Source organism: Tropicibacter oceani (genome assembly GCF_029958925.1).
GTDB classification, from domain to species: Bacteria; Pseudomonadota; Alphaproteobacteria; order Rhodobacterales; family Rhodobacteraceae; genus Pacificoceanicola; species Pacificoceanicola oceani.
Window position 1 is genome coordinate 2,138,902 of the sequence record NZ_CP124616.1, and the last position, 24,542, is coordinate 2,163,443.

General features: G+C 64.7%; 22 protein-coding genes. 8 read left to right on the forward strand and 14 right to left on the reverse strand.

What is annotated here, in order from left to right:
- Window positions 1–92: 92 nt before the first annotated feature.
- The 6 genes from QF118_RS10345 to QF118_RS10370 are packed head-to-tail and all read right to left on the reverse strand — an operon-like array spanning window position 93 to window position 5,318.
- Window positions 93–1,034: an HAD-IIA family hydrolase gene (locus tag QF118_RS10345; protein WP_282298986.1), complete on the reverse strand. Its 942-nt coding sequence runs from the start codon at window positions 1,032–1,034 to the stop codon at window positions 93–95.
- On the reverse strand, window positions 998–1,813 hold the full coding sequence (gene phnE, locus QF118_RS10350) for a phosphonate ABC transporter, permease protein PhnE (protein ID WP_282298987.1): 816 nt from the start codon (window positions 1,811–1,813) through the stop codon (window positions 998–1,000). The genes QF118_RS10345 and phnE (QF118_RS10350) overlap by 37 nt, the downstream gene beginning before the upstream one ends.
- Window positions 1,813–2,628, reverse strand: coding sequence for a phosphonate ABC transporter, permease protein PhnE (phnE, locus tag QF118_RS10355; protein WP_282298988.1), 816 nt, complete (start codon window positions 2,626–2,628; stop codon window positions 1,813–1,815). Before phnE (QF118_RS10355) ends, phnE (QF118_RS10350) begins: the two co-directional genes overlap by 1 nt.
- Window positions 2,625–3,431, reverse strand: coding sequence for a phosphonate ABC transporter ATP-binding protein (gene phnC / locus QF118_RS10360; RefSeq protein ID WP_282298989.1), 807 nt, complete (start codon window positions 3,429–3,431; stop codon window positions 2,625–2,627). Before phnC ends, phnE (QF118_RS10355) begins: the two co-directional genes overlap by 4 nt.
- A gap of 60 nt (window positions 3,432–3,491) precedes the next feature.
- The gene (phnD, locus tag QF118_RS10365; protein ID WP_282298990.1) at window positions 3,492–4,460 is read right to left on the reverse strand and encodes a phosphate/phosphite/phosphonate ABC transporter substrate-binding protein; all 969 of its coding nucleotides are present in this window, start codon (window positions 4,458–4,460) and stop codon (window positions 3,492–3,494) included.
- A 51-nt stretch (window positions 4,461–4,511) separates the two neighbouring features.
- Window positions 4,512–5,318, reverse strand: coding sequence for a DeoR/GlpR family DNA-binding transcription regulator (locus QF118_RS10370; RefSeq protein WP_317133865.1), 807 nt, complete (start codon window positions 5,316–5,318; stop codon window positions 4,512–4,514).
- A 241-nt stretch (window positions 5,319–5,559) separates the two neighbouring features.
- Here QF118_RS10370 and QF118_RS10375 point away from each other — a divergent pair, with 241 nt between their 5' ends.
- The 5 genes from QF118_RS10375 to QF118_RS10395 all read left to right on the forward strand — a co-directional run bounded on the left by QF118_RS10375 (window position 5,560) and on the right by QF118_RS10395 (window position 12,368).
- Window positions 5,560–7,221, forward strand: coding sequence for a Na/Pi cotransporter family protein (locus tag QF118_RS10375; protein WP_282298991.1), 1,662 nt, complete (start codon window positions 5,560–5,562; stop codon window positions 7,219–7,221).
- A 100-nt stretch (window positions 7,222–7,321) separates the two neighbouring features.
- A complete protein-coding gene (locus QF118_RS10380; RefSeq protein ID WP_282298992.1) occupies window positions 7,322–8,482 on the forward strand; it encodes an acyl-CoA dehydrogenase family protein in 1,161 nt (386 codons plus the stop codon).
- Window positions 8,482–10,518, forward strand: coding sequence for an acetate--CoA ligase family protein (locus QF118_RS10385; RefSeq protein ID WP_282298993.1), 2,037 nt, complete (start codon window positions 8,482–8,484; stop codon window positions 10,516–10,518). Before QF118_RS10380 ends, QF118_RS10385 begins: the two co-directional genes overlap by 1 nt.
- Window positions 10,515–11,300: a carnitinyl-CoA dehydratase gene (locus QF118_RS10390; protein ID WP_282298994.1), complete on the forward strand. Its 786-nt coding sequence runs from the start codon at window positions 10,515–10,517 to the stop codon at window positions 11,298–11,300. Before QF118_RS10385 ends, QF118_RS10390 begins: the two co-directional genes overlap by 4 nt.
- Window positions 11,301–11,456: 156 nt before the next feature.
- Complete coding sequence (locus QF118_RS10395) at window positions 11,457–12,368, forward strand: 3-dehydrocarnitine:acetyl-CoA trimethylamine transferase BcoG (protein WP_282298995.1); 912 nt, start codon at window positions 11,457–11,459, stop codon at window positions 12,366–12,368.
- Between the two features lie 3 nt (window positions 12,369–12,371).
- Here QF118_RS10395 and QF118_RS10400 read toward each other — a convergent pair whose 3' ends face one another.
- From QF118_RS10400 to QF118_RS10435, 8 genes are all read right to left on the reverse strand, one after another.
- Entirely contained in the window at window positions 12,372–13,199 is an 828-nt protein-coding gene (locus QF118_RS10400; RefSeq protein WP_282298996.1) for an XdhC family protein, read from the reverse strand.
- Window positions 13,200–13,207: 8 nt separating this feature from the next.
- A complete protein-coding gene (locus tag QF118_RS10405; RefSeq protein WP_282298997.1) occupies window positions 13,208–14,389 on the reverse strand; it encodes a vWA domain-containing protein in 1,182 nt (393 codons plus the stop codon).
- A complete protein-coding gene (locus QF118_RS10410) occupies window positions 14,386–15,171 on the reverse strand; it encodes an AAA family ATPase (protein WP_282302457.1) in 786 nt (261 codons plus the stop codon). Before QF118_RS10410 ends, QF118_RS10405 begins: the two co-directional genes overlap by 4 nt.
- 129 nt (window positions 15,172–15,300) lie before the next feature.
- Window positions 15,301–15,645 (reverse strand): CopM family metallochaperone, encoded by a 345-nt coding sequence (gene copM / locus QF118_RS10415; protein WP_282298998.1) that lies wholly within the window; start codon window positions 15,643–15,645, stop codon window positions 15,301–15,303.
- 88 nt (window positions 15,646–15,733) lie between these two features.
- Window positions 15,734–18,148 (reverse strand): aerobic carbon-monoxide dehydrogenase large subunit, encoded by a 2,415-nt coding sequence (locus QF118_RS10420; protein ID WP_282298999.1) that lies wholly within the window; start codon window positions 18,146–18,148, stop codon window positions 15,734–15,736.
- The gene (locus tag QF118_RS10425; protein ID WP_282299000.1) at window positions 18,145–18,636 is read right to left on the reverse strand and encodes a (2Fe-2S)-binding protein; all 492 of its coding nucleotides are present in this window, start codon (window positions 18,634–18,636) and stop codon (window positions 18,145–18,147) included. The genes QF118_RS10420 and QF118_RS10425 overlap by 4 nt, the downstream gene beginning before the upstream one ends.
- 13 nt (window positions 18,637–18,649) lie before the next feature.
- Window positions 18,650–19,504, reverse strand: coding sequence for an FAD binding domain-containing protein (locus QF118_RS10430; RefSeq protein WP_282299001.1), 855 nt, complete (start codon window positions 19,502–19,504; stop codon window positions 18,650–18,652).
- A gap of 217 nt (window positions 19,505–19,721) precedes the next feature.
- Window positions 19,722–20,906: an MHYT domain-containing protein gene (locus QF118_RS10435; RefSeq protein ID WP_282299002.1), complete on the reverse strand. Its 1,185-nt coding sequence runs from the start codon at window positions 20,904–20,906 to the stop codon at window positions 19,722–19,724.
- A 122-nt stretch (window positions 20,907–21,028) separates the two neighbouring features.
- Between QF118_RS10435 and QF118_RS10440 the strand changes: the two genes are divergently transcribed.
- From QF118_RS10440 to QF118_RS10450, 3 genes are all read left to right on the forward strand, one after another.
- A complete protein-coding gene (locus QF118_RS10440) occupies window positions 21,029–22,189 on the forward strand; it encodes an amidohydrolase (protein WP_282299003.1) in 1,161 nt (386 codons plus the stop codon).
- 187 nt (window positions 22,190–22,376) lie between these two features.
- Entirely contained in the window at window positions 22,377–23,417 is a 1,041-nt protein-coding gene (locus QF118_RS10445) for a TRAP transporter substrate-binding protein (RefSeq protein WP_282299004.1), read from the forward strand.
- Window positions 23,418–23,458: 41 nt separating this feature from the next.
- Entirely contained in the window at window positions 23,459–24,517 is a 1,059-nt protein-coding gene (locus tag QF118_RS10450) for a TRAP transporter substrate-binding protein (RefSeq protein ID WP_282299005.1), read from the forward strand.
- The last annotated feature ends 25 nt before the right edge of the window (window positions 24,518–24,542 follow it).

The following is a 24,542-nucleotide window of genomic DNA, read 5'->3' on the forward strand; positions in this document are numbered from 1 at the left end:
GTCAAGTTCTGCGTGATCCGGACGCCCCGTGCTGCGCGATTGCTGCCTTTTAGGGCGGTGCGCCTGTTTTTCGGGCGTTTTGCGCGGGGGCGTCAGGGGCGGTTGGTGACATAATCTGGCGCGATCCCGGCGGTCCGGATTGCCTGTTCTACATCGCGCCCCTGGAAAAAGCCATAGTCCGCCACCAGGGCCGAGGCGATTCCCGCCGTCTGCGCGCCCAGGATGTCGGTGTGCAGGCTGTCGCCGACCATCAGGATGCGGCTGCGCGGGGGCAGGGGATCCAGCCGCGCAAAGGCCAGATCATAGATGTTGTGGAAGGGCTTGCCAAAGAACTGCGGCTGCACCCCGGTGCGGTCGGCCAGGCGGTGCGCGAAATGCCCCGGTTCGATGGAAAATCCGGTTTCGCGCGGCGCGACGATATCGGGGTTGCCGACCAGCACCGGGCGCGGGCGGCCTTTCAGCGCGGCCTCCATCAGGGTCTGGCGTTCGCCTGTCCAGGCGGCGCTGCCGACCATCAGGAACCCCTCAACCGCGTCATAGGCGGCCGGGTCTTCTTCGAGATAGGTCAGGGTCAGGTCCTCGAGATCGCGCAACCCGGTGCTGCGCGTCGCCATCAGCCCCCAATGCAGATCGCGGCGCCCGTCCAGCCCCGCCAGCAGCGCGGCGCGGCTGGTGACCACCTGTTCAGTGGCAAAGTCAAAGCCCAGCCGGTGGTATTTGTCGATCAGGGCCGCCTGCGGAAAGCCGGCGGCGTTGGACACCACCAGCACCTGCTTGCCGGCGGCCCTGATGTCGGCGATCCGCTCGGCCACGCCCGGGATCGCCGTTTCCCCGATGTTCAGAACGCCAAAGGCATCCAGAAAGAAGGCGTCAAAGTCGTCGACGATCTCGGCCAGGGTTTCGATGCGCCGCGGGTGCGGCTGCGCCGTTTGCGCGCCTGGCAGACGGTGGCGCACCGCCTCGTAGGCGTCAAAGGCGCTGTCAAAGCTGTGTTCGGTCAAATGATCGCCCCCCGCACCTTGGCGGAGACCCATTCGCTGATCACCACGGCCATCAGGATCACCACAAGGATCAGGCTGACCTGCGGCCATGCCAACACGTTGAGCGAGCTTTGCAATTGCAATCCGATGCCGCCTGCGCCGACCAGCCCCAGAACTGTGCTTTCGCGGATGTTGATGTCCCAGCGGAACACCGCGACCCCGGCAAAGGCGGGCAGGATCTGCGGCACGATGCCATAGGCCATGACCTGCCAGCGCGATGCGCCGGTGGCGGTGATCGCCTCGACCTGGGTTTCGTCGATTTCCTCGATGGCCTCGTACAGAAGTTTCGCGCAAAAGCCGATCGAGCGGATGGCAATCGCCACCACCCCGGCAAAGACGCCGGGGCCGATGATGGCGATCAGCAGCAGCGCCCAGATCAGCGAGTTGATCGACCGGGTCGCCACGATGATCAGCAGCGCAATGGGCCGGACAAAGACCCGGCTGGGCGTGGTGTTATGTGCCGCCATGAAGGCCACGGGCACCGCCAGGAACAGCGATATGAGCGTTCCCAGCGTCGCGATGTTCAGCGTGTCCCAGATCGGGCGGCCCAGCTGGGTGATGTATTCCCACTTGGGCGGGGTGGCGCGGGTCCAGATGTCATTGGCGATGCGCGGGGCGTCCCAGACGAAGAACCATGTGGTCGCCTCGGAAATGCGCTGCCAGCAGACCATGAAGACCGCCAGCCCCAGCAGCCAGCCAAACCAGCGCACCAGCGATTCCTGCCTTGTGCGGCGGTGCCAGATCTTCACGCCATCCTGTTCAAGTACCGGCATTACTGGACCCTCGCGCGGATGACGCCGGAAAGATATTCAAGGGCCATGACAATTCCGATGATAAGAAGAAGGATGGCCGCAGCCGTGTCGTATTCATAACGGTCAAAGGCGGTGTTCAGCGTGGCGCCAATGCCGCCTGCGCCGACCAGGCCCAGGATCGCGCTTTCGCGGAAATTGATGTCGATGCGGTACATCGACAGGCCCACAAGGCGCGGCATGACCTGCGGTTGCACCCCGTAGTTGATCCACTGCATCCACCCCGCGCCCGAGGCCTTGATCGCCTCGGCCTGCACCTTGTCCATCGACTCGATGTCCTCGGCCAGCAGTTTTGACAGGAACCCGATGGTCGCAAAGGATAGGGTCAGGAACCCCGCCAAGGGACCAAAGCCAAAGATCGCCACCAAGAGGATCGCGACGATGATTTCCTGCAGCGCCCGGCTGATCGCGACGATGCCCCGGCAGATCATGTAGACGGGCAGGGGGGCGATGTTGCGCGCCGCGCCCAGCCCGATGGGGATGGAAATCAGGATACCGACAACCGAGGCCGCGACCGTCATCACGATGCTTTCCAGCAGCCCCTCCCAGATGTCGCTGGACCGGGTGACAAAATCCGGCTGGGCAAAGGATTTCACAAAGGCCCAGCCGCGATCCAGCCCTTCATAGACGCGGCCCCAATCGACCTCGATGGTCAGGACGGCGGCGACCAGATAGGCGGCAAAGCCGATCATCAGGCCCCAGCGCAGCCAGGTCCGCTGGATAAAGGGCGGTTTGCGCCAGGGGCGTCCGACCACGTCGGATAAAACGGCGCTGCTCATTCTGCGGCCTCGAAATCGGGGGTTTCGCTGTCGTCGTCCTCGACCTTGGCGATGGTCGCTTCCCAGTCTTCCTCGCCGTAGATTTCGGTCAGCTTGTCCGGTGTCAGGCCCTCGGGCGGGCCGTCATAGACGATTTCGCCAAAGCGCAACCCGACGACGCGCTGCACGAACATCTGCGCCAGCGCCACGTCATGGATGTTGATGATCGCCGCCAGCCCGCGTTCGCGGCACAGCTCGCAAACCAGGCGCATGATCTGGCGGCTGGTTTTCGGGTCCAATGAGGCGGTGGGTTCGTCCACCAGCAGCAGTTTGGGGTTCTGGATCAGGGCGCGGCAGATGCCGACACGCTGGCGCTGCCCGCCTGACAATTCGTCGGCGCGTTTGTCGGCCATGTGCAACAGGCCGACGCGGTCCAGCAGGCGAAATGCCTCGTCCACGTCGCTTTGCGGAAAGCGGCGGGTCAGGCTGCGCCAGAAGCCGACATAGCCCAGACGCCCCGACAACACGTTTTCCATCACGCTGAGGCGTTCGACCAGCGCGTATTCCTGAAAGATCATGCCCATCTGCCGCCGCGCCCGGCGCAACGCGCCGGAACTGAGCCCGGCAAGGTTCAGATCGTCCAGCCAGACCTCGCCCGTGGTCGGTTCGACCAGCCGGTTGATGCAGCGGATCAGCGTTGATTTGCCCGCGCCCGAGGGGCCGATCAGGGCCAGCACCTGGCCGTTGGGCACCTCGAGATCAATCGCCTTCAGCGCCTGATCCCCGGTCTTGTAGGTCTTGGTCAGTTTCTTGAGACGCAGCATGATCCGTCCTTGAATTATGGGCGCGGCGGGCCGGAAACCGACCCGCCACAGGGGTTTGGATCACTCGCAGGCGTAGCTGACGCCATTGGCCGCGTCGATCTTGCGGATCACGTCCCAGAAGTCCTTGTAGTTCATCTCAAGGAACTGCTCTTCGCCGGACTTGGAGAATTCCTCCTGCAGAGTGGACCCTTCCCATTCAAAGCTGAAGAAGGCGTCGCGGATCTGTTCCTGAAGCTCGGGCTTGAGGTTGTAGACAACGCCAAAGCCGGTCGTCGGGAAGGTCTGCGATTTGTAGATCGAGACCACCTGTTCGGGCTTGATCACGTCGCGTTCGATCATCCGCTGCATGACCGAGTTGGCCACGGCACCGGCGACATAGTCCTTGTTGGCGACGCCCAGGATGGTGTTGTCATGCTTGCCGGAAAAGACCGGTTCGAAATCGCGCTCGGCCTCAAGGCCGTAGTCGCCTTTCAGGATCGCCGAGGGCGCCTTGAACCCCGAGTTGGACGTGGGGGACGAAAAGGCCAGCTGCTTGCCCTTGATGTCCTCGACCTTTTCGACACCCGATCCGGGGAAGGTCAGGATTTCCATTTCATACCCGAAATGGCCATCCTTGGAGGCCATGATGGTAAAGGGACGGAAGCCCGCGCAGTTCACCGCCAGCGGGTTCGACCCGGTGTTGAAGCCGGAAATATGCAGACGCCCCGAGCGCATCGCCTCGATCTGGGCGGCATTGTTCTGCACCGGGAAGAACATCACCTTCTTGCCGGTTTTCTCTTCGAGGTGCTCAAGGAAATCGGACCAGGCGGTTTTGTAGACGGCGGGGTCCTCGACCGGGGTGTAGGCAAAGACCAGTGTGTCGGGGTCGATCAGCTGACTTTCATCGGTGGGCACGTCGGCGATCATGTCGCCATCGACATCGCAGAACCGTTCGTCCAGGTCGCCGCGCGGGCAGTCCTGCGCCTGTGCGGCGCCGCCAAAGGCCATCATGGCAAGCGCCGAGGCGCCCATCAACAGTTTGATATTCATGTGTCTTTCTCCCATTGGTGTGGTCTGTTTCTTGTTTTTATCGTTGTGATGTTACGCGACGATGACGGTTACATGCGCGTCTGACAAGGCATCATGCAAACCGCCCGTCGGGGCGCGGTCCACGACCACCGTGTCCAGTTTCGACAGGGCGCCCACGTGCACCAGCCCGCGTTTGGCAAATTTTTCGCTGTCCACCAGCAGCGTCGCCTTGGCGCTGCGGCGGATCATCTGGCGTTTCACGGCGGCAAAGCCCTGCACGGTTTCCGATGGTCCTTCGGCCGACAGGGCAGAGGCGCCGATCATGCAGCGATCGACGGAAAAGCGGCCCAGAAACTCCAGCGTGTCGGCGCCGACCACGGCGGATTCCGCCGGCAGGTATTCGCCCGGACACAGGATCACCTGCGCCGCGCCATGGCCCAGCGTCATCGCCACCGGCAACGAATTGGTCAGCACCGTGCAGGGCGTGCCCAGGTAGGCCAGCGCCCGCGCGCATTGGATCGTGGTCGATCCGGAGTCGATCATCAGTGTTTCGCCCGGTTGCACCAGTTGCGCGGCACGCCGCCCGATGCCTTCGCGTTGTTCGATCCTGGCGTTGGCGCGTTCATCCAGGCTGGGATAATGGCCATGCGACGGGGCCGAGGCGCCGCCATGCGCGCGGCTGATCAACCCGTCGTCCGACAGCGCATCGAAATCGCGGCGGATGGTTTCGGTGGACACGCCGAACCGTTCGGCCAGCTCGCTGATGCGCACATGCGGGTGCAGCTTGAGCTCGAGCAGGATCTGCGCGCGGCGTTCGGATTTCTTCATCCGTGGCCGCGCCGCCTCGATCCTGTTTTCGCGTGCTTCGTGAATGTGCAAAGCAGCCCCCCCGACTCGCCCTTACCGGAAGTTTTGTGGAGAACCCCACGCAAATGCAACATTTTTGTTGTATAAGTGGCAATCTGGCGGTCATACTTTGGGAAAGGAAAGGTTTCCGCCCCAAAGCCAAGGCGATACAGTCTTGCGCTTCGACAGGGCAAATGTGGCGCCAATCCCGCACTGGACCTGCATCGCCGCAGGCAACTTTCCCGCAAGAGGACCGAGCACTGGATCGTTTGACGTGATTTCGCTGATCGTGAACATGGCCGCCGCGGTGGCGCTTTTGCTGTGGTCCGTGCGGTTGATCCGCACCGGGGTCGAACGCGCCTTTCTGTCCCAGATCCGCCGCCGGTTGAAGGCCATGGCGAAACGCCCGGCCAGCGCCGTGCTTGGCGGGGGTGTTTCGGCGATGGTCCTGCAAAGTTCGACTGCTGTGGCGCTGATCGCCGGGGGCTTTGCCGCCAGCGGCCTGCTGGCGCCCAGCACCGGGCTGGCGCTGATGCTGGGGGCCGATCTTGGTTCGGCCTTGATTACGCAGGTCCTTGTCCTGCCGGTGCAGGGGATCACGCCCTTTCTGATCCTGACCGGGGTTGTTCTGTTCCTCAATGGCAAGCGCCCCATCGTCAAGCAAAGCGGGCGGATCGTGCTGGGGCTGGCGCTGGTCCTGACCTCGCTTGACATGATCCGCAACGCCACGGACCCGGTGCGCGGCACCCCCTTTGTCGGCAGCCTCGCCGCCTATCTCGAAGGCGACCTGGTCACCGCCTTCGTGCTGGGGGCGCTGTTTGCCTGGGCGGTGCATTCCAGCCTGGCGGCGGTTCTGACGATCGCGGCCTTTGCCGCCAATGCCGCGCTGCCGGTGCCTGCCGCCATGGCGCTGGTGGTCGGGGCGAACCTGGGCGCCGGGGCGATCCCCTTTGCGCTGATGTGGTCGGCGCCCCAGCCGGTGCGCCAGATGGTGACGGGCAACCTGTTGGCGCGCGGCGCCGTATCGCTGGGCTTTCTGGTGGCGCTGCTGGGCGGGTTGGTGCCGGGGGATCTGTTCCCGGTGCGGGTCGAACAGCAAATCATCGGGCTGCACGTCGCGGTGAATGTCGTCCTTCTGGTGATGGCCTTTCCGGCGATCGGCCTGCTGTTGCGCCTGGCGCGGCGGATCCTGCCGGTGCCGGCAGACCCCGGCGAGCAACGCTTTAGCGCGCTGGACCCGGGATCGCTGCGCGCGCCGCAACTGGCGCTCAGCTGCGGCCAGCGCGAGTTGCTGCACATGGGTGAAACCATCCACGCCATGCTGGTGCCGGTGCTGGGGCTGATCCGCGAATGGTCGGACGACACCGCCGGAATGATCGCGCGGCGCGAAGACGACGTCGACCGCATGCACTTTGAAATCAAGATCTACCTTGCAAGGCTCAAGGACAGCCAGATGACCGAGGATCAGATCCGCCAGGCCACCGATATTGTCGCCATGGCCAACAGTCTTGAGGATGCGGGAGATCGCATTTCCACCACTCTGGTCGGCATCGCGGACCGTCTGCACAAGGAAGGGCTTGGCTTTTCCGACACCGCCTGGGCCGATCTTGAGGAATTCCACGACCACGTGGTGACCAATACCCAGCTTGCGCTGAACGTGCTGATGTCTGGCGATGTCGAGGCCGCGCGCCAGCTGGTCGCCGAAAAGGACAGCATCCGCGAGGAAGAGCAGAGACTGCAGGTCCGCCACCTGGCACGGCTGCGCGATCAGGACATGGCCAGCGTCGAGACCACCAACATCCACCAGGAGGTGCTGCGCGTGCTCAAACAGATCAACGCGGCGCTGACCTATGTCGCCTATCCCATCGCCGAGGAAACCGGCGACCTGCTGGCGACGCGGCTGGCCAAACCGGGGTTTGGCACCGGGCGCCGCTAGGGCGTGCCGTCGGTCTTGGGCCTGCGGATGTCGGAAAGTGGAAGCACCGGCGCGCGTTTGCCGCTAGCCTGATCGAAAGGCACGATGCAGGAGACAGGCAATGCACTTTGGACTGAGCGACGAACAGGAAATGATCGTCGAAACCGTGCGCAGCTTTGTCGAGCGCGAGATTTACCCGCACGAGGCCATGGTCGAACGGACCGGGCAGGTTCCGCACGAGCTGGGGCAGGAGATCAAGCAAAAGGTCATCGACCTGGGCTTTTACGCCTGCAACTTCCCCGAAGAAGTCGGCGGCGCGGGGCTAAGCCATCTGGATTTCACCCTTGTCGAACGCGAACTTGGGCGCGGGTCCATGGCGCTGACGCATTTCTTTGGCCGCCCGCAGAATATCTTGATGGCCTGCAAGGGGGATCAGCGGGATCGCTACCTGCTGCCTGCCGTGCGCGGCGAGCGGATGGATGCGCTGGCGATGACCGAACCCGATGCTGGATCGGACGTGCGGGGCATGAAATGCAGCGCCGTGCGCGATGGCGGCGATTGGGTGGTGAACGGGTCAAAACACTTTATTTCCGGCGCGGAACACGCGGATTTCTTTATCGTTTTCGTCGCCACCGGGGTCGATGACACCCCCAAGGGGCCAAAGAAACGCATCACCTGTTTCCTGGTGGATCGCGGCCATCCGGGGTTCGAGGTGCGCGATGGCTACAACTCGGTCAGCCACAAGGGTTACAAGAACTGCATCCTCAGCTTTGACGATTGTCGCCTGCCGGATGCGCAGGTTCTGGGCAAGGTCGATGGCGGTTTCGCGGTGATGAACGAATGGCTGTATGCCACGCGCCTGACGGTTGCGGCCTTTTGCGTCGGCCGGGCGCGGCGCTGTTTCGACATGGCCGCGCAATACGCGTCCGAGCGCAAGCAATTCGGCCAGCAGATCGCCAAATTTCAGGGCATCGGCTTTCAGGTCGCCGACATGATCACCGAGATTGACGCCGCCGACCTGCTGACGCTTTCGGGGGCATGGCGGCTGGATCAGGGCCTGCCCGCCAACCGCGAGATCGCCAGTGCCAAGCTCTATGCCTCGGAAATGCTGGCGCGGGTGACGGATACGTCGTTGCAGATTTTCGGCGGCATGGGGCTGATGGATGATTTCCCGATCGAGCGGTTCTGGCGTGATGCCCGGGTCGAACGGATCTGGGATGGCACCAGCGAAATTCAGCGCCACATCATCAGCCGCGAAATCTTTCGTCCCATGGGGGCGTGATGAACGGGCTTGAACGGCTGCTGCGCCCGCGCCACATCGCGGTGATCGGCGGCGGGACCTGGTGCGCCAGCGTGATCCGCCAATGCCGGATGATCGGTTTTGACGGTCCGCTCTGGCCGGTCCATCCCACAAGGCCCGAGATCGGCGGCGAAGCGGCTTTTGCCACGGTCCGGGATTTGCCGCAGGCCCCCGATGCGACCTTCATCGGGGTGAACCGCGCGGCCACGGTGGACGTGGTGCGCGATTTGGCGGCCTTGGGGGCGGGCGGCGCGGTCTGCTTTGCCTCGGGGTTTTCCGAGGCCGGGGCCGAACTGGCCGATGGCGCGGATTTGCAGGCTGATCTGGTCGCGGCGGCGCGGGACATGTGCCTGCTTGGTCCCAATTGTTACGGCTTTATCAACGCCTTGGATGGCGCGGCGCTGTGGCCCGATCATCACGGGGCGGTGCGGGTGGAGCGCGGCGTGGCGCTGATCACCCAAAGCTCGAACATTGCGATCAACCTGACCATGCAGCAGCGCGGCCTGCCGATTGCCTATGTGGTCACCGCTGGCAATCAGGCGCAGACCGACCTTTCACAGATCGGTGCGGCGCTGCTGGCCGATCCGCGCGTCACGGCGCTGGGCCTGCATATCGAGGGCATCCCTGATCTGCGCGGGTTCGAGGCGCTGGCGCAAACCGCGCGCGCCTTGGGAAAACCCATCGTGGCGCTCAAGATCGGCGCCTCGGATCAGGCGCGGGCGGCGACTGTGTCGCATACCGCGTCGCTGGCGGGCAGCGATGCGGGGGCGCGGGCGCTTCTGGCGCGGCTGGGGATCGGGCAGGTCAGCAGCCTTGCGGCGCTTCTGGAAACGCTCAAACTGCTGCATGTGCACGGCGCTTTGGCGTCGAGCCGCATCGCGTCGCTGTCCTGTTCGGGCGGCGAGGCAAGCCTGATGGCAGACAGCGGGCAGGCGCTGGGGGTGGGTTTTCCGGCGTTGTCAGCGGATCAGAAGGCCGATTTGCGCGCCGCGCTGGGCCCAAAGGTCGCGCTGGCCAACCCCTTGGATTACCATACCTATATCTGGGGCGATCTGGCGGCGATGACCGCCAGTTTCAGCGCCATGATGGCGCCGGGTCTGGCGCTGGGCTGCGTCGTTCTGGATTTCCCGCGCCCCGATCGTTTCAACGCGCCCGAATGGGGGCTGGTGGTGGACGCGGTGCAGGCCACGCAGGCCGCGCGCGGCGTGCCGATGGCGGTTCTGGCCAGCCTGCCGGATTGCATGCCCGAGGCCATGGCGCAGGACATCATGGCGCGCGGGATCGCACCGCTGAGCGGCGTGAGCGAGGCTTTGGAAGCCATCGCGGTCGCGGCGCAGTTGGGCAAAGCCGGGGACTTTGACCCGGTGCTGTTGCCGGGGCCGGAGTACGCGACGGAAGTGCTGAGTGAAGCCGCGTCCAAGGCCACCCTTGCCGCCCATGGCCTGCGCGTGCCGCGTGCGGGGCGGGCGAAGGATGCGCAACAGGCGGGCAGGGTTGCGACGGACATCGGCTTTCCTGTGGTGCTGAAAGGCGAGGGGATCGCCCACAAGACCGAGGCCGGAGCCGTGGTTTTGGGCCTGACCAGCGCGCGGGCGGTCGAGGAGGCGGCGCGCGCCATGGCGGCAGACAGTTTCCTGATCGAAGAGATGATCGCCGGCGGTGTGGCCGAACTGCTGGTCGGCGTGACGCGCGATCCGGCGCATGGCTTTGTGCTGACGCTGGGGGCCGGGGGGACGCTGACCGAGATTTTGCAGGACAGCGCGTCATTGCTGGTTCCGGCCAGTCTGGTCGACATTTCGCAGGCGCTGGACGGCTTGCGCATCGCGCCCCTGCTGAGGGGGTATCGCGGTGCGGCGGGGGCGGACCGCGCGGCGATCCTGCGGGCGGTGGCGGCGGTGCAGGACTATGTGCTTGCCCATTGCGCCGGGCTGGCCGAGGTTGAGGTCAACCCGTTGATCTGCACCCCTGATGATGCCATCGCCGCAGACGCCCTGATCCGAAGAGGAGAGCCGACATGACAGACCACCCCATCCGGACCGAGCGCCGGGGCCATGTGTTCGAGGTGACGCTGGACCGGCCCAAGGCCAATGCCATCGACCTGAAAACCAGCCGGATCATGGGGCAGGTCTTTACCGAGTTCCGCGACGATCCCGAGCTGCGCGTGGCGCTGGTGACGGCGGCGGGGGAAAAGTTCTTTTGCCCCGGTTGGGATCTGAAGGCGGCGGCCGAGGGCGACGCGGTAGACGGCGATTACGGCGTCGGCGGCTTTGGCGGATTGCAGGAATTGCGCGGGCTGAACAAGCCGGTGATCATGGCGGTGAACGGCATCTGCTGCGGTGGCGGTTTGGAGCTGGCGCTGTCCGGTGACATAATCCTGGCCGCAGAACACGCCAGCTTTGCCCTGCCGGAAATCCGGTCGGGGACGGTGGCGGATGCGGCCTCGATCAAGCTGCCCAAGCGCATTCCCTATCACATCGCCATGGAGATGCTGTTCACCGGGCGCTGGCTGGACAGCGCCGAGGCGGCGCGCTGGGGGCTGGTCAACCGGGTGCTGCCCGCCGACCAGTTGATGATAGAGGCGCGCCGGATGGCGGATGAACTGGCCAGCGGCCCGCCGCTGGTGTTTGCCGCAATCAAGGAGGTGGTGCGCGAGGCCGAGGACATGAAGTTTCAGGATGCCCTGAACCGCATCACCAAAAGCCAGTTCGAAACGGTCGAGCGGCTGTATCGGTCGGAAGATCAGCTGGAAGGCGCGCGCGCCTTTGCCGAAAAGCGCGACCCGGTCTGGAAGGGGCGTTGACGCTGTTCGGCGCTTGTTCCTTGCGGAACGTCGCCCCGCCCACCGTCCCGCCCGCGCCAGTTCTGGCGTGGCACGGTGGTGTCGCGGGGGGAAATGAGTATTTGAACCAAGAAGAAGCAGGGGGCGAAGCAGGTTTCGCCCGAGAGGGAGTTTGAGATGCCGTTGACCATGAACAAAGAGGTTTTCATCACCTGCGCGGTGACCGGATCGGGCGGCACGCAGGATCGCAGCCCGCATGTGCCGCGATCGCCCAAGCAGATTGCCGAAAGCGCGATCGAGGCGGCGCGGGCCGGGGCGGCCATCGTGCATTGCCATGTGCGTGACCCCGAGACCGGCGCGCCGTCGCGGCGGCTGGATCTGTACCGCGAAGTGACCGAGCGCATTCGTGAAAGTGAGGTCGACGTGGTGCTGAACCTGACGGCGGGCATGGGGGGCGACATGGTCTTTGGTCCGACAGAGCGGCCTTTGCCCTTGCAGGAGGCGGGCACCGACATGGTGGGGGCGGCTGAGCGCGTGGAACATGTGGCGCAATGTTTGCCCGAGATCTGCACACTGGATTGCGGCACCATGAATTTTGCCGAGGCCGATTACGTGATGACCAACACGCCGGGCATGTTGCGGGCGATGGGCAGCATGATGACGGCGCTGGGGGTCAAGCCCGAGATCGAGGCCTTTGACACCGGGCACCTGTGGTTCGCCAAGGAGTTGGTGAAGGAGGGGGTGCTGGACAGCCCCGCCTTGGTGCAATTGTGCATGGGGGTGCCCTGGGGGGCGCCGGACGATCTGAACACTTTCATGGCGATGGTGAACAATGTGCCGGAGGATTGGACCTTTTCGGCCTTTGCCCTTGGGCGCAACCAGATGGCCTATGCCGCTGCCGCCGTTTTGGCGGGGGGGAATGTGCGTGTCGGGCTTGAGGATAACCTGTGGCTGGACAAGGGTGTTCTGGCCACCAACGCGCAACTGGTCGAGCGCGCCGTGGGTGTGGTCGAGGGCATGGGCGCGCGGGTCATTGGCCCCGCCGAGGTGCGCGAAAAGCTGGGTCTGGTTAAACGCGCGCCGAAGTGAGCCTTAGCCGCTGCGCTGGCTGGCGCGGCGGCGTTTCGTCAGGTCCGCAAGGATCGACAGGGCAATTTCATCGGGGGTGATGGCGTTGATGTCCAGCCCTGCGGGGGCCTGGACCTTGGCCAGCGCCTTTGGGGCGATGTCGCCGGACAGGCGTGCCGAAAGCGCCGCGAATTTGCGCGAACTGCCGACAAAGGCGATGTGGCGCGCGTTTGAGGCCAGGGCGCGGCGCAAGGCGGCCTCGTCTCCGCGCCCTTGCGTGGCGATCACCACGAAGGGGGTGCCGTGCCAGGCAGGGTCGTCGTCGAGATGTTCGACGATGCGGTCGACTGCCGGAAGCTCGCCCTCTTGCGCGGAGGGCAGGCAAAGCGTGCGGTCAAAGTCAAAGCGTTCGGACAGGGCGGCCAGCGCCTGGGCGACGGGCCCCGATCCGCAGATCACCAGGCGGCTGCGCGGCAGCACAGGTTCGATGAAGATGTCCAGCGCGCCTTTGCTGGGGCAGCCGTTGCGCGCATAGTGGATGCCGTCGCGGGTTTCGCCCGGCGCCAGGCCTTCGGCGCTCAGCAGTTCCTCGGGGCGGATCGACAGCAGTTGCGGCGCGCCTTCGGCGATGGCCTCGCGGGCGGCGCGGCCCACGGCGCCGCGCACGCAACCGCCACCCAGAAAGCCGACGACGATCTGGCCTTCGGCGTCGATCAGCGCCTTGGCCCCCGGTTTGGCCGAGGTGGCGGCCATTGTGCGCACCACCGTGGCCATGACGTAGGGCAGGCCCTGCGCGCGGCGGCGGGCGGATTCGGCGGCGATGTCGTTTTCACAGCGGGTCTGGGGGGACATGATCATGGTCACAGCGCCTCTAGTTGGCGGTCAAGGTTTGCGAGGTCTTCCAGCGTGTTGGCCGCCGCAAAGAGATCGAGATGGGGCAGGGCGGCGGCCATGCCGCGCGCCACCGGTTCATAGCCGTCCCAGCCCTTGAGCGGGTTCAGCCAGACCAGTTTGCAGCCGCGTTTGCGCAGTTTTTCCAGCGCCTGCGCCATGTGGTCGGGCGGGTCGGTGTCATAGCCGTCGGACAGGATGATCACCACGGTGCGGCCATCGACAAAGCGGCGGGCATAAGTGCGCGCGAAATGATCCAGCGCGCTGCCGATTTTCGAGCCGCCGCCGATGCCCTGGGCCAGCAGCGTGACGCGGTTCAGCGCGCGCATCGGGTCGTCGTCGCGCAGGGCCTCGGCGATGCGCACAAGGCGGGTGTGGAACAGATAGGCATCCGAGGCATCCTCGGCCCGCATCAGGCCTGCCAGAAAGGCCAGGAAAGGGCGGGCATAGACCAGCATCGAGCCGGACACATCGCAAAGCGCCACCAGTTTCACCGGCCGGTCCGGGCGTTTGCGCAGGCTCAGGCGCAGGGGCGCGCCGCCGGTGCCAAGCGCGCGGCGGATGGTGCGGCGGAAATCGAGGCTTTGGCCCTGCCGCGCGGCCTTGCGGCGGCGCGAGCGGCGGTCGCGCAGGGCCTTGCCAAGGCGGGCGGCGATCTTTTCGGCCTCGCGGATATCCTCGGGGTCGACGAGGTCGCGCAGGTCTTTCTTCAACAGGTTGCGCAGGTCCGAGGCGACAAGTTTGCCGGTGCCGTCGGCCTCTGCCTCGCCGCCGCCCGACCCATCGGGGGACTGGATTGTCCCCGCGCCTTCGCTTTGCGCGCCCTCGTCCTTACGCGACGAGCGCATCGGGGCATCCGCCTGCTTGTCGGTCGGCATGACCTTTTGGCGCACGCGGCCCTGGGCCAGCCAGAAGCTGTCGAACAGCAGGTCAAAGCGATGCACGTCCTGCCCACTGCCGCTGCACACGGCGCGCAGGGCGGCGCGGGTCTGGGCCATGTCCTGCGGTGCGATCACTTCGAGCGCGCACAGCGCGATCGAGGTTTCCGCGACCCCCAGTCGAAAGCCGTTCTGGCGCAGATGTTCCATGAAACCCGACAGCCGGGCGGCGGGGCCGGGATCACGGTCGGCAAATCGGGTGACCTGTGTCATGCGGCGCGCCCCGCGATACGGGCCGCGACCTCGGCCGGGATCGAGGCGCGGTCGCTTTCGGTTTTCAGCAGCGTGGCCATGCTGGCCGCCAGGGCCTGCGGATCGTCGGTCAGATCGTTGATGCCAAGGCCGATCAGCGCGGCCGAGAAATCCAGCATTTCGGCGATGCCGGGGGTCTTTTCCAAGTCTTCCTTGCGCAGTGATTGCACGAAACTGACGATCTGGCCTGCCAGCGCTGCCTCGATCCCCGGCTGGCGGGCGGCCAGGATGGCCAGTTCAGTCTTGCGGTCGGGGTAATCGACATGGGCATACAGGCAGCGGCGGCGCAGCGCGTCCGACAGATCGCGGGTGCCATTGGCGGTCAGGATCACCATGGGGCGGCTTGTGGCGGTGATGGTGCCCAGTTCGGGGACGGTGATCTGGTAGTCGGACAGGATTTCCAGCAGGTAGGCCTCGAACTCCTCGTCGGCGCGGTCGATTTCGTCGATCAGCAGGACGGGGGGCACCGGCTGGCGGATCGCCTGCAACAAGGGACGCTCCAGCAGGTAGGTTTCCGAGAATATGTCATCCTCAGCCTTGCCCGCCTGGATGGCCAGCAGTTGGCGCTGATAGTTCCATTCATAGATCGCCTGCGCCGCGTCCAGCCCTTCGTAGCATTGCAAACGGATCAGCCGGGTGTCCCGGGCGGCGGCCAAAGCGCGGGCGACTTCGGTCTTGCCGACACCTGCCGCGCCTTCCAGCAGCAGGGGCCGCCCCAGCGTGATCGCCAGATGCAGCGCCATGGCCAGATCGTCCGAGGCGACATAGCCCTGGCGGGCCAGTTGTTCGAGCAATTCCTTCACGCCGGGTGTTTCCCTTCGATTGCCCCGGGCGCGACCTATGCCGCGCGCGGGGTTTGTTTCAGTCCGGTTTCAGTCCAATCCGCGACTGGCCAGCCAGCCGCGCATAAAGGCGATTTCGGGCTCTTGCGCCGCGATGATCGCCTGTGCCAGGGCCCGCATTTCCGGGTCCGAGCCATATTCCAGCAAGACCCTGGCCATATCGACCGCCCCTTCGTGGTGGGCGATCATGCCGCGCGCGAAATCGACATCGGCATCGCCGGTAAACTCGAGCGCCATGCCGGCGTGCATCTTGTCGTTGGCCGCGATGTAGGCCGCGACCGCGGGCGGCTGGCCTTCGGTTGCGGTGCCATGGGCGGAATGGTCGGTCTGGGCGCCGGTGCGACTGGCAAGGCCGGTCATTCCAAGCGCGATCATTGCGGCCATCACCGCCAAGGTGGGTTTCCGACGCCCCGCAGGGCGCCGGTTTTGGGATTGGGTCACTTGCTTGTCTCCTGTCGCAAGGTCAGTCGTGCAATCCCAGGGTCTGCGCAATCTTCCAGATTCGCCAGTGGTCATGCGGCATATGCGATTGCCGCAGCCCAAAGGGCCGAAAGGCATCGTGCACCGCGTTGGAAAAGGCCGGAACGCCGCCGACGTTGGGGCTTTCACCCACACCCTTGGCCCCGATGGGGTGGTGCGGGCTGGGCGTGACGGTGTGGTCGGTCTGGTAGTTCGGCACTTCGACCGCCGTGGGCAGGAAAAAGTCCATCAAGGTGCCGGTCTTGCAGTTGCCCATTTCGTCATAGGCGATTTCCTGACCCATCGCGATGGCCAGCGCCTCGGTCACGCCGCCATGGACCTGCCCGTCGATGACCATCGGGTTGATCCGGGTGCCGCAATCGTCCAGCGCATAGAACTGGCGGATCTTGTGTTCCCCGGTATCGACGTCGATCTCCATGACGCAGATATAGGCGCCAAAGGGATAGGTCATGTTGGGCGGATCGTAGTAACTGACCGCTTCAAGGCCCGGCTCAACGCCCGGGATCGCCTGATTGTAGGCGGCATAGGCGATGTCCTTCATGGTCTTGAACCGTTCCGGCGCGCCCTTGACGGCAAAGCGGTCCACGTCCCATTCCACGTCGTCGTCATGCACTTCGAGCAGATAGGCCGCGATCATCTGGGCCTTGGCCCTGATCTTGCGCCCCGCCATGGCCGTCGCCGCCCCCGCCACCGGTGTGGACCGCGAGCCATAGGTGCCCAGCCCGTAAGGCGCGGTATCGGTGTCGCCTTCCTCAATCGTGATGCTGTCGGCGGGCAGGCCGATTTCTGACGCAAGGATCTGCGCAAAGGTCGTGGCGTGGCCCTGACCTTGGGAAATCGTCCCCAGCCGGGCAATCGCGGACCCCGTCGGGTGGATGCGGATTTCGCAGCTGTCGAACATGCCCATGCCAAGGATGTCGCAGTTCTTGACCGGACCCGCGCCGACGATCTCGGTGAAATGGGTCAGGCCAATGCCCAGCAGCTTGCGCGATTTGCCGGCCTTGAAATCCTCCAGCATCTGCGCCTGTTCCTTGCGCAGCCCCTCGTAATCGACGGCTTTCAGCGCCTTGTCCCAGGCGGTGTGATAATCGCCGCTGTCATATTCCCAGCCAAGCGCCGACTGGTAGGGGAACTGGTCCTTCTTGATGAAGTTGATGCGGCGCAGCTCGGCCGCGTCCATACCCAGCTCGATCGCCAGAACCTCGATCATGCGTTCGATGCAATAGGCGGCCTCGGTTACGCGGAAGGAACAGCGATAGGCCACGCCCCCGGGCGCCTTGTTGGTATAAACGCCATCGACCGCAACATGGGCAACGGGGATGTCATAAGACCCGGTGACGATGTGGAAGAACCCTGCCGGGAACTTGGTGGGGTCGGCGCAGGCGTCAAAGGCGCCGTGATCGGCGGTGACATGCACGTCAAGACCGGTGATCTTGCCCTCTTTGGTGGCCGAAATGCGCCCCTTCATCCAGTAGTCGCGGGCAAAGGCGGTGGCCATCAGGTTGTCCATCCGGTCCTCGATCCACTTGACCGGAACCCCGGTCACGATCGACGCGACGATGGAGCAGACATAGCCGGGATAGACGCCGACCTTGTTGCCGAAACCGCCGCCGATGTCGGGGCTGATGACGCGGATGTTGTGCTCTTCGATCCCCGACAAAAGGCTCGCGACCGTGCGCACCACATGCGGCGCCTGAAAGGTGCCCCAAAGTGTCAGCTTGCCATTGACCTTGTCCATGCTGGCGACGCTGCCGCAGGGTTCCAGCGGGCAGGGGTGGGTGCGGTGGTAATACACCATCTCCTCCGCCACCACCTCGGCGGCGCCGATGGCCTGTTCGGTGGCTTCCTTGTCGCCCTCTTCCCAGGTAAAGATGTGGTTGTGATGCTTGCGCGCGCCATGGGCGCCCTCTTTTTCGTCCTTGATATCCTCGCGCAGGACAACGTCGGATTTCAGCGCCTCGAAGGGGTTCACCAGAACCGGCAGGTCTTCGTATTCGACCTCGACCAGTTCCACCGCGTCGGCGGCGATATAGCGGTCCTTGGCGACGACAAAGGCCACCTCTTGCCCTTGGAACAGCACCTTGCCATCGGCCAGCACCATCTGCTTGTCGCCCGCAAGGGTCGGCATCCAGTGCAGGCCCAGCGGTTCAAGGTCCTTGGCGGTCAGAACCGCCACAACCCCGTCCAGCGCCATCGCCGCCGAGGTGTCGATGCTGACCACCCGCGCATGCGCATAGGGCGAACGCACGAAATCGCCGTGCAGCATCCCGGGCAGGTTCACATCGTCGATGTAATTGCCCTTGCCCTGGGTAAAGCGCGCATCCTCGACCCGCTTGCGCGAACAGCCCAGACCTTTGAGCGCGTCCTTGCGCTCTTCGCGTTCATCAAGATCCTTCATTCTGCGGCCTCCTTCGCGGCATTCAGCTGCGCGGCGGCAGCCAGAATGGATTTCACGATGTTCTGGTACCCGGTGCAGCGGCACAGGTTTCCGGCGATGCCGAACCGCACCTCTTCTTCTGTCGGGTTGGGGTTTTCCTGCAGCAGGCGATAGGCCCGGGTGATCATGCCGGGGGTGCAGAACCCGCACTGAAGCCCGTGATGTTCGCGGAACATCTCCTGCAGCACATGCAGCGCGTCCGGGCTGCCGATGCCTTCGATGGTGGTGATCTCTGCGCCATCGGCCTGCGCGGCAAAGACGGTGCAGGATTTGACCGACTTGCCGTTCATGTCGACGGTGCAGGCGCCGCAATGGCTGGTCTCGCAGCCCACGTGCGGGCCGGTGATGCGCAGCTTTTCGCGCAGGACATAAACCAGCAGTTCGCGTGGCTCTGCGGCCACCTCGTGCTTTTCGCCGTTGACTGTCAAAGTGACGATCTGTTTAGCCATGTTGTGTTCCCCCTCAGGCCCGGTCCCAGGCGCGGGCAATCGCCCGGCGCAGGATCACCGCTGCCGCATGTTTCTTGAATTCGACCGGGCCGCGATTGTCCTCGGTCGGATCGATGTCGCCCAGCATGGCCGCCACGGCGGCATCCACCGCCGCCTTGTCGCAGCCCGTACCGACCAAGGCCGCCCCGGCCGCCTCGGACCAGACGGGTGTGTCGGACAGGTTGGTCATGGCAATGCTGGCGGCGCTGCATTGATCGCCCTGCTTGTGCAGGATCACCGCCGCCGCCGCCGTGGCATAATCGCCAATCTTGCGCTTTTGCTTTTCATAGGACTGCCCGCCCTTTGGGATCTCGAAGCTGACCTGCGTCAGGATCTCGTCATCCTCGCGGGCGGTCATATAGGCCGCCTCGTAAAAATCGCGCGCCGCGACGTCGCGGGTGCCATCCGGCCCCTGCAAGGTGAACACCGCATCCAGTGCCTGCATCAGCCCGGGCATGTCGTTGCCGGGATCGCCGTTCGCCACGTTGCCGCCCACGGTACCCATGTAACGCACCTGCGGATCGGCGATCTGCAAGGCCGCCTCGCGCAGGATCGGCGCGGCCGAAGCCAGCGCCTCGTCGACGATCAGCTCGTGCTGGGTGACCATGGCACCCAAATGCACCCGGCCCGCGTCAATGCAGATCCCCTTGAGCGTACCGATGGCCTGAAGGTCCACCAGGTGCGGTACCTCGGCCATGCGCAGTTTCATCATCGGGATCAGGCTGTGCCCGCCCGCGACGACCCGCGCGTCATCCCCGTGCTGCGCAATCAGCGCCAGCGCGGCTTCGACACTGTCGGGCCGGTGGTATTCGAATGGTGCCGGAATCATTGGCGTCCTCCCTGTGATCGGTCTTTTGATCCAGACAAACCCGCCACCCGCCCTCAGGCGAGACCCCTGTAACGACCCGCGCCGGCGCTTTCACGAAATGCGATGCCCGCGCACGAAATGCGTACGCAGTTGCAGCATGATCCGCGCCGCCTGTTTCTTTGTGCTGAAAATATCCCGGGGGAGCGCGCCCAGGGCGCGCGGGGGCAGCGCCCCCGAATTACATGCCCAGCCGGTCGCGCACCTCGGCCAGGCGCGACCGGCTGACCGGCACCTTGGGCAATGCAGCGGTGCCTTCAAAGAAACACACGCCGTTGTCCTTCTTGCGCTCGAAGCTGGTGACATGGTCCAGGTTCACCAGATAGCTGCGATGGGTGCGGATAAAGCGGTCTTTGGGTATGCGCGCCTCGGCTTCGGTGATCGACCAGGGGCAGAACAGCTTGGAGGCGCCGGAATAAAGTACGGTATAATGCCCCTCGGCGCGCACCGCCGAAACTTCGTTCGCGGCGATGAAATGCGTGCGCGCCTCTGCCTCGTAGGGGATGCGCAGTCCGGCGGGCACGGCGCCCGGTGGCGCGATTTCCGTGGCAGTATCCGGGGCAGGGGCAGGGGCGGCGGGCGTGGGCGGCGCCGGCGGCACCGCAGCCCGCGACGGATCCTCGGGCGCCATCTTGGCGGGCGCCGCACTGACGCCCCCCAGCCGCGTGGCAAAGCTGGCGCCGTTCAGCAGGAAAATCCCCGACAGCACAAAGGCGGATATCGTGACACCAAAGGCCAGCACGCCGGGGCTCATCGGGGGCAGGATGGCGCTGGCTTCGGGCATCGGCACAAAACCGGTTCCGGCCATGGCGATGAAATGCACTGCAAAGACCGCCAGCCCGAACCCCAGCGTGCCCAGCACGATGTTACGGGCGCTGCGCCCGTCATAGGCGATCAGAAAGGACAGCACGCTCAGCCCGATGGACAGCACCAGCGCCGCCACGACACCGGCCGCCGAATAGACCGGCGCGCACAGCTCCATCCCCGACATGCCGATATAATGCATCACCGGAATGCCGATCCCCACCACCGCCCCGGCTGTGACGATCTTGGCGCGGGTACGCTGGCCGAAATGCACGATCAGCAGCGCCAGCCCCATGAACAGGATTGCCGTCAAGGCCGAGATCAGCGTGACCAACGGATCGAAGAAAAAGGCGATCGGCAGGTCCAGCCCCAGCATCGCCACGAAATGCATCGACCAGATGCCCCAGCCCAGAATCACCGCCGAGGCCGACACGGCGATCTTGCGCACCGTTTCGGACATTTTCGACAGGCCCTGCGTCAGGCTCAGACCCGAAAAGGCAGCGATCAGCGCGATGGCCAGCGAGGCCAGCACAAAGGCCGGGTTGTGGCTGTAGTCCAGCAAAAGGTCCTCCCCTCCCTTTTGATCTGCGCTGAATATAGGCGCTTGCAAGCAAAGGGCGAGCGGGTTTTTCGTTGCATGTGCAACGGAATTCGGGCATCACTTGCGCCAGGGAGACGATCATCATGCGGCTGAGCAACCTCGACATCACTGAACTGACCGACTGGCGGCACATGCTGCACCGCGTTCCGGAATTGTCCGGCGAAGAAGAGCAGACCGCGCGCCATGTGGTGCAGATGCTGCAGGCGACCGACCCCGACCAGATCGTGACCGGGCTGGGCGGCCACGGCGTTGCCGCGCTGTACCGTGGCGCCTTGCCCGGCCCCTGCGTCATGCTGCGCTGCGAGTTGGACGCACTGCCCATCGAGGAGCTGGGCGAGGTCGCGCATAAATCGCAAACCCCCGGCAAGGCGCATCTGTGCGGCCATGACGGTCACATGACCATGCTGGCCGCCATGGCGCGGATGCTGGGGCGGCAGCGCCCCTTGCGCGGCAGCGTCATCCTGATGTTCCAGCCCGCCGAGGAAAACGGCGAGGGGGCGCGCGCCGTGGTGGCCGACCCGGCCTATGCGCAGCTGCGCCCCGACTATGTCTTTGCCATCCACAACATGCCGGGCCTGCCGCTGGGCGCGGTGGCGCTGCGACCCGGTCCGGCCTGCTGCGCGTCGCGCGGGATGCGCATCACGCTTCAGGGGCAGACCGCCCATGCCGCCGAACCCGAAGAGGGGCGTTCGCCCATGGTGGCGCTGTCGCGGCTGATGCCGGACCTGACCGCCCTGTCGCAAGGCACCCCCGAGGACATGGATTTCGCCCTGGCCACAGTGACCCATGCCCGGATGGGCGAGGCGTCGTTCGGGGTTGCGCCGGGACATGCCGAATTTTTCGTCACCCTGCGCACCCTTGTCGATGACACCATGGCCGCGCTGGTGGCCCGCGCCGAGGCGCTTGTCGCCGAACAGGCCAGCGCGGCGGGCCTGACCTTCGAGATCGGCTACGAGGACATTTTCGACGCCACAGTGAACGACCCCGAGGCCGCCGACCTGGCCTGGCGCGCGATTGAAACCATCGGCGTGCCGCTTGGGCAAGAGGGGCTGCCAATCCGCGCCTCCGAGGATGTGGGCTGTTTCGGCGGTTCGGCGAAACTGGCCTTCATGTTGCTGGGCGCGGGGGAAACCTGCCCGGCGGTGCACACGCCGCGCTATGATTTCCCGGACGATCTGATCGCGCGCGGGGCGGCCATCTACAGCGCTATCCTAAAGGATATCCTGGGGCCGGAAGGCAAGTGATACGTCAACATTTTGTTTCCTGGTAAACATAATTGTGATAGAACTGGACAATCGTTGCGCAGTGCTGTCGGATGCAAAAGGTGACCGATGGGTCGGTTAAAGAGTTTGCATTATAATGCGAATTCTGCATGATCTTGCATAGTCTTGCCGCGTCAGAGGAGGCGCGGCGACAGGGGGAGGGAATGACATGACCACACGCAGAAGCCTGATGGCCGGGGCGGCCGCGCTTGCCATCGCCGCTGTTGGCGCTACCGGCGCAATGGCGCAAGAGGTTACGCTGAAACTGCACCAGTTCCTGCCCGCGCAGGCCAACGTGCCAAGGCTGATCCTTGATGTCTGGGCCGACAAGGTCGAGGCCGAATCGGGGGACCGTATCAAGATTGAACGCTTTCCCGCGATGCAGCTGGGCGGCACCCCGCCCGAGCTGATCGATCAGGCCATCGACGGCGTCGCCGATATCGTCTGGGCGGTGAACGGATTCACGCCGGGACGTTTTCCGCATACCGAAGTGTTCGAGCTGCCCTTCATGACCTCGGATGCGCGCGCCGCCTCATACGCCTATTGGACGATGTTCAAAGAGCATATGGAGACGACTGATTTCGCCGATCTCAAGATCCTTGGCACCTGGGTGCACGGCCCCGGCATGTTGCACACCAAATCCCCCGTGGCCTCGCCCGAGGATCTGCAGGGCCTGAAGATCCGCGGCGGATCGCGCATGGTAAACCAGCTGCTGGAGCGGGTCGGCGCAGAACCCATCGGCCTGCCCGTCACCGCCATCCCCGAGGCGCTGTCCAAGGGCGTGATCGACGGCACCACCATCCCCTGGGAGGTGACGACCGCGTTGAAGGTGTCGGAACTGGTGGGCAATCACACCGAATTCGACGGCCCGGCGATCTATAACCTGACCTTCGTTCTGGCGATGAACAAGGACCGCTACGACGCGCTGCCCGACGATCTGAAGGCGGTGATGGACGCCAATTCGGGGCTCGAGTTCAGCGTGATGGCGGGCGGTATCATGGAGGATGCCGACGGCCCCGCGCGCCAGATCGCCGTGGACAATGGCAACACCATCGTCACCGTGTCCGAAGCGGACGCCGCGAAGTGGGAGGAGATGGCCCGCCCGGTCTATGACGCATGGATCGCGGACGTGGCGAACAAGGGAATTGATGGCGCGGCCCTGATCGAACAGGCACGCGCCCTCATGTCGGAATACCAAGCAAATAACTAAGATCCCGGTAACGGGATCATAGGTCAGTAGGGAGGAATACCATGACCACTCGTAGAAAGATCCTTGGCGTTGCAGGTGCGGCTTTGGCCGTGTCGCTGATGTCGTCTGCGGCCTTTGCCCAGGAGGTGACGCTCAAGCTGCACCAATTCCTGCCGGCGCAGGCCAACGTGCCCAAGCAGGTCCTGGACGTCTGGGCCGACAATGTCGAAAAGGACAGCGAAGGCCGCATCAAGGTGGAACGCTACCCCTCGATGCAGCTGGGCGGCGTGCCGCCGGAGCTGATGGATCAGGCGATGGACGGCGTTGCAGACGTGGTCTGGACCGTGGTCGGCTATACCCCGGGCCGTTTCCCGACGACCGAAGTGTTCGAACTGCCCTTCATGGTGGATGATGCCCGCGCGGCCAGCTACGCCTATTGGAAGATGTTCGAAACCCACATGAAGGACACCGAATTTGCCGATGTGCATATCCTTGGCACCTGGGTTCACGGCCCCGGCATGTTCCACACCAACAAGCCGGTTGCCGTTCCCGGCGATCTGCAGGGCATGAAGATCCGCGGCGGCTCGCGCCTTGTGAACGACCTGCTGACCCGCGTCGGCGCCGAGCCCATCGGCATGCCGGTGCCCGCCATCCCCGAGGGCCTGTCCAAGGGCGTTCTGGACGGCACCACCATCCCGTGGGAAGTCACCAGCGCGCTGAAGGTGCCGGAACTGGTCAAGAACCACACCGAGTTCGAAGGCCCGGCGCTGTATAACCTGACCTTTGTTCTGGCGATGAACAAGGACCGCTATGACGGTCTGCCCGACGATCTGAAGGCGGTTGTGGATGCCAACTCGGGTCTGGCCTTCTCGATCTTTGCCGGTGGCACGCAGGCCGATGCCGATGGCCCCGCCCGTCAGATCGCCGTGGACATGGGCAACACCATCGTCACCGTGACCGAAGAGCAGGCCAAGGAATGGGATGCCCTGGTCAACCCGATCTACGCGACCTGGGTCGAGGACATGAAAGGCAAGGGCAAGGACGGTCAGGCGTTGATCGACGAAGCCCGCGCCCTGATGGCCGAATACACCGCGGACATGGACACCTATACCGCGAAATAAGCCACTGGAACGGGGCTGCGGCATG

Excerpts from the sequence above, each read along its gene's own strand:
- QF118_RS10345 (WP_282298986.1), bottom strand. The coding sequence starts at position 1,034 with ATGGGTCTCCGCCAAGGTGCGGGGGGCGATCATTTGACCGAACACAGC.
- phnE (WP_282298987.1), bottom strand. The coding sequence starts at position 1,813 with ATGCCGGTACTTGAACAGGATGGCGTGAAGATCTGGCACCGCCGCACA.
- phnE (WP_282298988.1), bottom strand. The coding sequence starts at position 2,628 with ATGAGCAGCGCCGTTTTATCCGACGTGGTCGGACGCCCCTGGCGCAAA.
- phnC (WP_282298989.1), bottom strand. The coding sequence starts at position 3,431 with ATGCTGCGTCTCAAGAAACTGACCAAGACCTACAAGACCGGGGATCAG.
- phnD (WP_282298990.1), bottom strand. The coding sequence starts at position 4,460 with ATGAATATCAAACTGTTGATGGGCGCCTCGGCGCTTGCCATGATGGCC.
- QF118_RS10380 (WP_282298992.1), top strand. The coding sequence starts at position 7,322 with ATGCACTTTGGACTGAGCGACGAACAGGAAATGATCGTCGAAACCGTG.
- QF118_RS10385 (WP_282298993.1), top strand. The coding sequence starts at position 8,482 with ATGAACGGGCTTGAACGGCTGCTGCGCCCGCGCCACATCGCGGTGATC.
- QF118_RS10390 (WP_282298994.1), top strand. The coding sequence starts at position 10,515 with ATGACAGACCACCCCATCCGGACCGAGCGCCGGGGCCATGTGTTCGAG.
- QF118_RS10395 (WP_282298995.1), top strand. The coding sequence starts at position 11,457 with ATGCCGTTGACCATGAACAAAGAGGTTTTCATCACCTGCGCGGTGACC.
- QF118_RS10400 (WP_282298996.1), bottom strand. The coding sequence starts at position 13,199 with ATGTCCCCCCAGACCCGCTGTGAAAACGACATCGCCGCCGAATCCGCC.
- QF118_RS10405 (WP_282298997.1), bottom strand. The coding sequence starts at position 14,389 with ATGACACAGGTCACCCGATTTGCCGACCGTGATCCCGGCCCCGCCGCC.
- QF118_RS10410 (WP_282302457.1), bottom strand. The coding sequence starts at position 15,171 with ATGGCGCTGCATCTGGCGATCACGCTGGGGCGGCCCCTGCTGCTGGAA.
- copM (WP_282298998.1), bottom strand. The coding sequence starts at position 15,645 with ATGATCGCGCTTGGAATGACCGGCCTTGCCAGTCGCACCGGCGCCCAG.
- QF118_RS10420 (WP_282298999.1), bottom strand. The coding sequence starts at position 18,148 with ATGAAGGATCTTGATGAACGCGAAGAGCGCAAGGACGCGCTCAAAGGT.
- QF118_RS10425 (WP_282299000.1), bottom strand. The coding sequence starts at position 18,636 with ATGGCTAAACAGATCGTCACTTTGACAGTCAACGGCGAAAAGCACGAG.
- QF118_RS10430 (WP_282299001.1), bottom strand. The coding sequence starts at position 19,504 with ATGATTCCGGCACCATTCGAATACCACCGGCCCGACAGTGTCGAAGCC.
- QF118_RS10440 (WP_282299003.1), top strand. The coding sequence starts at position 21,029 with ATGCGGCTGAGCAACCTCGACATCACTGAACTGACCGACTGGCGGCAC.
- QF118_RS10445 (WP_282299004.1), top strand. The coding sequence starts at position 22,377 with ATGACCACACGCAGAAGCCTGATGGCCGGGGCGGCCGCGCTTGCCATC.
- QF118_RS10450 (WP_282299005.1), top strand. The coding sequence starts at position 23,459 with ATGACCACTCGTAGAAAGATCCTTGGCGTTGCAGGTGCGGCTTTGGCC.